The sequence below is a fragment of the Schaalia sp. lx-100 genome (assembly GCF_021083625.1).
Lineage (GTDB): Bacteria > Actinomycetota > Actinomycetes > Actinomycetales > Actinomycetaceae > Pauljensenia.
Genome location: NZ_JAJNRP010000007.1, coordinates 182,600 through 191,851 on the forward strand (window position 1 = coordinate 182,600; position 9,252 = coordinate 191,851).

General features: G+C 48.8%; 2 protein-coding genes and 1 tRNA gene. All 3 read left to right on the plus strand.

Going from position 1 to position 9,252, the window contains the following annotated elements; all coding sequences use genetic code 11:
* Positions 1–293: 293 nt before the first annotated feature.
* The 3 genes from LRP54_RS06685 (at position 294) to LRP54_RS06695 (ending at position 9,090) form a co-directional block, all read left to right on the plus strand.
* Positions 294–7,277 carry a hypothetical protein gene (locus LRP54_RS06685; protein WP_231235449.1) on the plus strand — a complete coding sequence of 2,328 codons (6,984 nt, stop codon included), beginning with the start codon at positions 294–296 and terminating at the stop codon, positions 7,275–7,277.
* A 386-nt stretch (positions 7,278–7,663) separates the two neighbouring features.
* Positions 7,664–7,752: transfer RNA gene (locus LRP54_RS06690), tRNA-Ser, on the plus strand.
* Positions 7,753–7,923: 171 nt separating this feature from the next.
* Positions 7,924–9,090, plus strand: coding sequence for a tyrosine-type recombinase/integrase (locus LRP54_RS06695; RefSeq protein WP_231235450.1), 1,167 nt, complete (start codon positions 7,924–7,926; stop codon positions 9,088–9,090).
* The last annotated feature ends 162 nt before the right edge of the window (positions 9,091–9,252 follow it).

Consider the following 9,252-nt stretch of genomic DNA (forward strand, 5'->3'; position numbering starts at 1 on the left):
TGCGAATATTGTGTTTTTGAAACTTAAATGATTTTGACTGAAAGCCCCGAAATATAAGGCATATGTCTAAGGTCCTATATTTTTTTCAGCCTCCGAACTTTTACAACGACGGTACTTGTTTCACCAAATGCTCATGAAAAATACCTCAATTTATACCCACCCCTGCTAAATAAAAGGTCAAATCCGATTAGTGCGGGGGGGGGGGGTACGAGATATATGCTGCATTCTGTTTTGTATGTCCTTGCTTCGACATTTTTGATGTTATGAAGATTCTTACGAGAACAGGTAAACGTATGAGTAGAACTGTTGTAAAGTCGCAAAGCCGACTTAAACATATAGGTCAGAGCGCTACCGGTATCTTTTTAGCGGTCGCACTGATTTTTGGTGGAACAGTGCTTATCGGTACTCCACAAGCTCAAGCTGCAGGTGAGTACAACGATGGCCAATATGCGTATAACTACAAGGCAAGTACCGATAACCTGATTCGAAACTACGTTACCGGCGATATTTACTACATCCGAAAAGGCGAAACCTCACCACAAAACTTAGATTGGTGCGTGCCCGCAGGAACAGTCGTAACAAAAGATGTGGCCTGTGTAGCCTACTCATTCAACATGGCGCATGAACGGTGGGGTGGCAGCCCATTCTTCTGGTTCACCGTTCCTACTGCCCTTAATGAGCCCTACAAAATCCAAACTCAAACTGACAATGATGAGTGGAAGGTTTATGAGGGCTGGGAAAAACTCAATGCATGGAAATCATCCGGCCGTGGACGCTGGGTACGGACCCGTGATACAGGGCATGGACGCATCAATGAGCGAACCGGCGAATCTGACTCCGGCGGCAGCGATTTTGACGCCGAATTTAACAAAATGGCCGGTTTAGGTAACTACGATAATGCCGGTAATACAAAGAATACGCTGCTGGCGATTCGAGACAAGAGCCGTAGCATCTACGTCACACGATACAGTGCAGGCAGTCGTACCGTGAACATTCGCTACGCCGCTGAAGTTAAAGACAAGAACTTAGACGCACCTATTCTCGGTGGTATCAACCAGCGCTTCAAATCATGGAATATGCAGTACGGCAAATGGTCAGTTACTCCCGGTGATCCAGCTCCGTTGAACACTGTCAATGAGCCAAAACTTCCTGAAATGACTGAGGTTGAACACGCGAATAACCTCAGCAGTAACGAAAAGACCACGGTTGAAAATAAGGTAAAACAAGCCAACAGTGACCTCATCACGAACGGAATCATCAAAACCGTGACGACCGATGACAACGGTACAACCACCGTGACATACGCGGATGATACAACCGATGTCATAGCAGGGTCCTCCCTAGTTCGTGAAAGGAAACCTGAACCCGTAGTCACTCCACCGGATAACAATACTGTGGAGCGAACATGCACCCCTCTACGGAAAAAAGACAATAGCGGCCAATTCTGGACAGTCAAGGTACCCCAACCTAAACTGCGCTACACAACGAGCGATGGAGATTTAGTACTCGGCCGTACAAATGGTCAATCCGAAGGACAAGCGGAAAAGATCCGCACAGAAATTCGTCAAGCTTTTATGAAGTGCAACGAACCTAATGGCGACATGGTTAACTTATATCCACCAAACAGCCCAGCTCCGACGAGTTTCCGAGTGGGGACAGGTGCAGGTCCATACTCCAATAACCAGCTCAAAGATTCCAGATCAACATTAACCATTAGGGATAGGTGGTATCCCGATGCATATTATTTGAATATTCCTCTGAGTGACCTTGTTGAACTGACTGACGCTGGTACGACACCCACTGAAGCTCCGATCAGTCAAGAAGAACGTGACAAAGCCAAAGCGACAGTGAACTCTCAGCCCCTGTTAACTCCAAGTGAAAAAGAGGAGTTCAACACTGAGATTCAAAACGCTGACACGCGAGACAAAATCAATGCAGCTATCGATAAAGCAATCAAAAAGAACGCAGAAAAGGAAGCCGCTAGAGCTGCTTTTGAAAAAGCAAAACAAAAAGCCCGAGAAGACATCAACGCTTTACGCAATCTAAGCCCAGAAGCAAAGAAAAACGCTCTGGCTGCAATTGATGCTTTAACCTATCCAACGCATACTCAAGCAGATATTGACCGGATAGTTAATCAGGCAAAAGCTGATGATCTTACCGCTCTTAAGCAAAAAGCAAAAGAGAACCTTGCTGACCTTGACCAAGCAATTCAAGACAAATACAAGCCGCTGATTGACCAAGCTGGTGATGCTGCAGGCGTAGAAGAACAAGTTCAAGCTGCCCGCCTTGAAGACGCGAAAAACAAAGCAAAAGCCGGTATACGTGAACTTAATCTACCTGCCGACAAAGAAGCAGAATTCTTGCGCAATGTCGATGCTGCAACCAGTGCTGCTAACGCCTACGCTGAACTGGAAAAAGCAAAAGCAGAAGCTGCAAAACAAAGCGCACGTGACCGCGTGAACGCAACCAACCTGCCGCAATCAGAAAAAGATAAATTCCTCGCTGAAATAGAGGCAGCTAAGAGAACTGATGAGCTTGACAATATTGTTTTCCGCGCAGAAAACACTGAGCGAATCAACGACGCGATCAACAAAATCAACAATTACGAGCACCTCAACCGAGCTCAAAAAGACTCGTTGATCTCACGAATTAAATACACCAATACTGACGGTTCTGAAACCATTATTGCCGACAGTGCTGCAGAACTGGGGAATATCCTTGGCGAAGCTGAAACGCTGAATACCGCTATGGGACGCTTGAAAGAAGCACAAACTCGCGCGGAAGCCAAAAAGAATACCCCCGCCTACACCAATGCCGCTCAGGACAAGAAAACATCATTTGATGAAGCTCTTGACCAAGCCAAAGCTGTAACCCCATCCGATGCGACAGGCGATCAGAATGCATTAGACACCGGTGACGTGGAACGTCTTATTGAACGTCTATCAACAGCAGCTCGTGAACTCGACGGTGTTGATGATGTGACTCCCGCAGTGAATAAGGATGCTCTGCGAACTGAAGTGGGTAAGAGCAACGATGTAAAAGCTTCCCCCGCTTACATTTTTGGCACGGACACACCAAAGCAGAAGTACGACGTTGATCTAGCGGAAGCAAATCGCGTCCTAAACAATGGTTCTGCCACGCAAAGTGAAGTAAATGATGCCCTAAACGCATTAGTTACTGCACGTGAATCTTTAGATGGTGTGCAACCAGATAAGACTGCTCTGAATGGCGAAATCACCAAGGAAAACGCCACTAAAGCTGATGTGAAGTACATTCGTGCGGATTCAGCAAAGAAAACCGCTTACGATAATGCGCTTGCTGAAGCAAAAGCCGTCCAAGCTGATCCAAATGCGACACAACCGACGATTGATGCCGCCCGCATTAAAACTGAAAATGCGCGTACTGCACTCGACGGTGTTGAAGCAGATAAAGCTGCTCTGAACGAGGCCCTGAGGCGACTGCAAGAAGAACTTGCTCACGCAGCTAATCCTGCGACAGTTGCAGGCAAAACACAGGACTCTGTCGCTGCCTACAGGGAAAAAGAGCAAGCCGCTCAAACCGCTAAGAGCGCCGGTGAAACAGTCCGCGATAACGTGTCAGCCAGCGATCAAGAAGTTGCCGATCAAGTGACTGCTATCAATGCGGCAACAGAGAACCTAGCTGCTCGACGGGCAGCCCTGGTTGATGCTGCTTCCGATAACTCTCGAAATAACGCGCGGACAGATGTGAATACCTACGCCGATCATGCGTTGGACACGGTGAATCATGCTGCTCAAAGCAAGCCTGCGGGACTTACTCCTGAAGCAAAACAGGCATATGATGATGCGATTAAAGCTGTCCGCGACCAGGCGCTCAGGGTAATCAATGACCCAAATTCCACCGAAAACGCAATTAATACTGCTGTAACCGAAGCAAAACTTGCAATCGATAAGGCTCGTGCTCAAGCTGAAATTGATGCGAAAGCTGCCGAGGACACAGCAAAAGTAGAAAAAGCGATGGGTCACATCTCCGCAGATGAGCGCGCTCATGCTATTCAAGCAATTGCTGACAAAGCAACTGCTGCAAAAGCTGAGATTAACAAGAGCGAAACTGGCAGCACAGATAAAGTGAATGCTGCACGTGATGCGGGCATACTCGCCATTGATCGTGAACCAGCGAAAATCAGGATCGCTGCTGCGGCAGGTTCTGCTGAAATTATCATCGGTCAACAACTCGATGAATGGATGAGAGATCCAGAAAAATCGAAGTTGCAAGAACGTGCATTAAAAGCAATTGCTGAGTTGGCAGCCGAGAAAAAAGCTGACATCGAGACTGCTGCTGCACATGAACTGGAAGCTACGACAGTTGCTGGGGAATTAGCAATTTTCAAAGAAATAGCCAAGACGCTTATTGAGTCATTGCCAGTTCTTGATGATTCCGCTAAAGAAGCAGCAAAAAATGATATTGCGACAAAAGCAAATAAAGCAGAGGTTATCGAATCTTTCCGCAATCTTGCTCGCAAAGTTATTGAGGGATTGACTGACATTCCCGAGGATGTTCTCGCTCGTGTGAACGAAAATCTTGCTCGCGATGATGGTTTGAATAGTATTCGCGGGGATGTTTTCGACGCAGAATCAGCTTCCACCCGAGTACATGCCCTGAAAGCGATTGACGAAAAGGCTACTGCAGCAAAAGAAACCATCAATGCTTTGGAAGGTTTAACACCCGACCAAAAGAAGGCTTTTGAAAGCGAAATTGATGAGGCCGCAGCAAAAGCCAAAGCAAATCTGCGAAGGGAAGGCATTGTATACCTATTAGGTCAGATTGATGATGCGCGCGCCGCAGGTGAGAGAGAAATCGACAAGATCGTTGCTAAAGCTCACGTTGAAGCCAAGCCGAATCTGAGCGAGAAAGACAAAAAGGCAATCGAAGAAAAGATTGACGAGGCTTTAGATAACGACACGATTACCGCTGCTGTAAACGAAGCTGACAGTAAAGACAAAGAAAACCTTGATAAGGCAAAGGAAGAAGCCAATGCTCATATCACTGATCTGCCAACTGTCGGAGAATCTGACAAAGAAACCTTAAAAGATGACATCAATAAGGCGCAGACCATTGACGAAGTAAATGGCGTAGTGTCACGTGCCAAGCTCATAGAAGCCACCGCACAAGCACCATCGGTTCGTAAATCAGATAATTTCACATACGCTGATCCTGAGAAAAAACAGGCCTACGAGGAAGCTGTTGCAGCTGGGGAAAACCTACTGAAGAACCCAAATGCTACTTCGGCAGAAATTGAAGCTGCTATCACAGCAATCAATGAAGCTAAAGATGCTTTGAATGGTCTGGATAATATTCGTAAGGACGCAACTCAAAAGGTGAATGATCTGAGCCTGTTGCCTCAATCTGAAAAAGATAAGTACATCGAGCGAATCAACGCCTCGAATAGCCATGATGAAATTACCCGTATCATCAAGGAAGCTGAGGAAGCGAATACTCAGTTGCGCGGTGAAAAGCCGACCGACGAGGAACGCGAAAAAGCGAAGGAACAAATTGGCAAGCTCACCAATCTTCCTGAAAGCGATCGCAATAAAGTAAAGGAAGATATCGATAAAGCCGAAACTCGCGGCGAAATCGAGGACATCGTCAATAACGCGAAGAAACAGGACGAAACAACTGGCGCACAACCATCCTCAGAAAACCATAAGGAAGCAGCTAAAGCTGAGGTTGATGCGCTGAAGAACCTGTCAGATGAGGAAAAAGCTGAATTTAAGGATCACATTGACAAAGCTACCTCCACAGCTAAGGTCGATGAGAGCCTCAACGATGCCCGTGACCTCAATGATTCACGTAACACGATTGATGACGAGAAGCTGCTGACCCAAGCCAAAGCCAAGGCAAAGGACGAAATCAGCAAACTCCCGAACCTGACGGATGAGGAGAAAGAAAACGCTAAAGCAGCGATCGATCAGGCCACTGATCTTGGCGCTATCCGGAAAACCCTTGATGATGCTCGTACTTTGAATGACTCCAAGACTGCTGGTAAGGCTCTTGATGAGCCTAAGCAGAAAGCGAAGGATGAGATCACTCATCTTCCGAATCTGACGAATGAGGAGAAGGAGAACGCTAAGGCTGCGGTTGATGCGGCGGGGAGCGTTGAGGATGTTCATACTGCCGTGGATAGCGCGCGGACTTTGAACGACTCCAAGACTGCTGGTAAGGCTCTTGATGAGGCTAAACAGAAAGCGAAGGATGAGATCACTCATCTTCCGAATCTGACGAATGAGGAGAAGGAGAACGCTAAGGCTGCGGTTGATGCGGCGGGGAGCGTTGAGGATGTTCATACTGCCGTGGAAGGCGCGCGGACTTTGAACGACTCTAAAGTTCCTGCTAATTCTGACCTTCCTCAGATCAAAGAGGAAGCAAAGAAAGCAATCGACGCTTTGCAGAATCTGACACCGGAAGAAAAGGGTGCCGCTAAGAGCGAAATTGAAGGAGCGACGAATACCGACGAGGTAAAAGCCGCTGTGGATAAAGCTCGCACCCTCAATGACGGCAAAGTCTTGGACAACGTGAAGAATGACGCGAAAGACGAAATCGAGGCCCTACCGAACCTCACTGAGAAAGAAAAACAAGACGCAAAAGCCAGTGTGGATGCCGCGAAGAACCCTGAAGAAATCAAGGAAATTGTTCATACTTCTCGGGATCTAAATGACGGCCGTAATCCACAAGCTGACGGTCTTGGTGCTGCAAAGAATGACGCGATTAGTTCCGTGAATACTTTGCCGAACCTTAGTGATAAGGAAAAAACTGAGGCTGCTGATCGGATTAATGCCGCCACTTCTGCGGAAGAAATCGCGGAAATCCTGAAGGAAATGCGTGACCGAAACGATAACGCCCTTATTGGTGTGGATAAAGAAGGAGCAAAAGCTGCAATTGATGCTTTGCCGAATCTGACGGAACCTGAGAAAACTGAGCTGAAAGATCAAATTGATCGAGCAGCGACAGTCGATCAAGTGAAAGACGCACTTGATAAGGGTCGAGTATTGAATGACTCACGTTCCAAGTACCCGCCTGTACAGCCTGAAAACAATGGTGCTGCCAGCGGACAAAGTAATGAGAGTAGTGCAGATTCCTTGCGTCGAAATGCTGCACCACATCAAGGCGGCAAGCTGCCTCATCATGGCAAGCTGAGCCACACGGGTGTTCCCACAGGCCTGCTGTTTGGATTTATTCTGACTGGCCTGATGGGTGCTGCTGTGATGATGATTCGTCGTCGTTACGGTTCAACCAAGTGAACACCATGTACAACTGAATAAGGTGACATAGGCAGTGGGGTCAAGTTTTCTTGGCCCCACTGTTTATCATGCGATGTACTCACTATGCGAGTGAACACTGCTTATCCTTGTCTTGCTTGCAGTAAGAAACCTCGCACATCCGCTACCTGTTAAAGCCATGAGCTGAGTGGAGCAATGGCTAAATGTGCTCAGTACAGAAACGTAACGGCACATCTGTGATGATTGAATCTCTGTGCCCAGAGCTACGGTTATAGGTGTTGAGAATACGTAGCTGTACGCATTGAAATGTTGTGAGGGCAGGTATGCGCAACCTGCAATGATGTGGTGGATGTTATTTCGGACTGATTCGCATGTTTGTCCTGAAACCGATAGGCTATAGGCATTAAGGAGACGTCGCATAGTCCGGTCGAGTGCGCCTCCCTGCTAAGGAGGTAGGGGTTCACGCCCCTCGCGGGTTCAAATCCCGCCGTCTCCGCAATCGCCCCGTGATTTCGTTGAGATCACGGGGTTTTTCGTTGGTATTGCAAGGAAAAGTCGGTGTCGTTTAACAAAAGTAAATGCCGTAATGTACCCTAAAAGGGTCTAGTTGGTCCTAATTTTTAGGACCAATTTAGGACCAGATTAGGACCGAAAAAAGGGGGGCGTTATGGTCGGGAAACTCCCAACCGGGATCAGCATGTATAAAGGCATGTATAGGGTGCGCATCACAGTTGAGGGTAGGCAGGAGTTCGTCGGCAAGTATGCGACGCTTCGGGACGCTAAAGCCGCGCTTGATATCGCGCGGGGCCAAAAAGTGACAGGAGCTTTCGTAAGCGCTAGCCAAAGACGCGCCAAACGTGAAGCCGCACGCGCAGCACAGGCCGCAGAGGAAGCAAAAACTCTCACCGTGTCAGCATGGGTAGACCAATGGCTTGAAAACATCCACTCAGAGGCTCTTGAGGGCATAAAAAGCATGGGCACATACCGCGAATACCTCTCAACCGTAAGAGTCGCGGTCACACCGATAATAGGCGATATGAGACTTGGGGACGTTTCAAGCATTGATATAGAAAAAATACTGAAACGCGCGGCGAGAAAGTCCACCTCATACGAAAAGAAGGTGTACGCGATCGTGCGCCGCCTTTTTAATGCCGCATTAGATGAGGGCGCGGGGGGCCTTGAGGTTTCACCAGTAAAACGACGCGCGGGACACGCAGTAAAAACAGACTCCCCCCGGCACGGTTTCATTACTCCGCAGCAGGCAAAAGCGCTAGCCGATGCCATGCCGCCACTCCTGCAACTTACCGTTTATCTGGGCATGTGGTGTGAGATGAGACAGGGCGAGGTCCTAGGCTTGCAGCGGGGCGATTTTATAGACCTAGATGATCCGGCGCGGGCGAGGGTGAGGATCGAGAGGCAGTGGAACCAGAAGGAGCAGCCGCCGCGCCTGACCCCAACGAAAGGCCGGGACGCGCGGGACTTGTCGATACCGGAGGCGCTTGTGCCGATAATCCTAGACCACCTCAACACGCACGTAGGAGAGGGCGCAGGCTCTTTCGTTTTCCCCTCGTCGCTCCGCTCTGACGCGCCCGTGTCACAGACTCGCCACAACCTCGCATGGTCAGCGGCCAAAAAAGCGGCCAAAATCGATTCTCGTGTCCGCTTCCATGATCTGCGCGCGTCTGGGTTGACGTTGTATGCGCAGCAGGGGGCGACTGTGGCGGAGATTATGGCGCGTGGGGGGCATCGGGATGTGGGGGTTGCTATGCGGTATCAGAGGGCTGCTGCTGAGCGTGATCGTGAGCTGGCGGCGCGTTTGCCGGTGGTGGTCTAGCCGCGCACGTGGGAAAGGGGGCATCGTTTTACCGCCCCCCCCCTTTTTTTGTGTCATTCGGCTTGACTAGTAGTGCTACATGACATACGCTGATAGCACTAGACACACAGAGAGGGATACTATGGCTGACTATGTAGTGACGAGCGTGATGCAGCTTTTTGA

Bases quoted from the DNA above. Each gene is read 5' to 3' on its own strand.
- LRP54_RS06685 (WP_231235449.1), top strand. From the start codon at position 294: ATGAGTAGAACTGTTGTAAAGTCGCAAAGCCGACTTAAACATATAGGT.
- LRP54_RS06695 (WP_231235450.1), top strand. From the start codon at position 7,924: ATGGTCGGGAAACTCCCAACCGGGATCAGCATGTATAAAGGCATGTAT.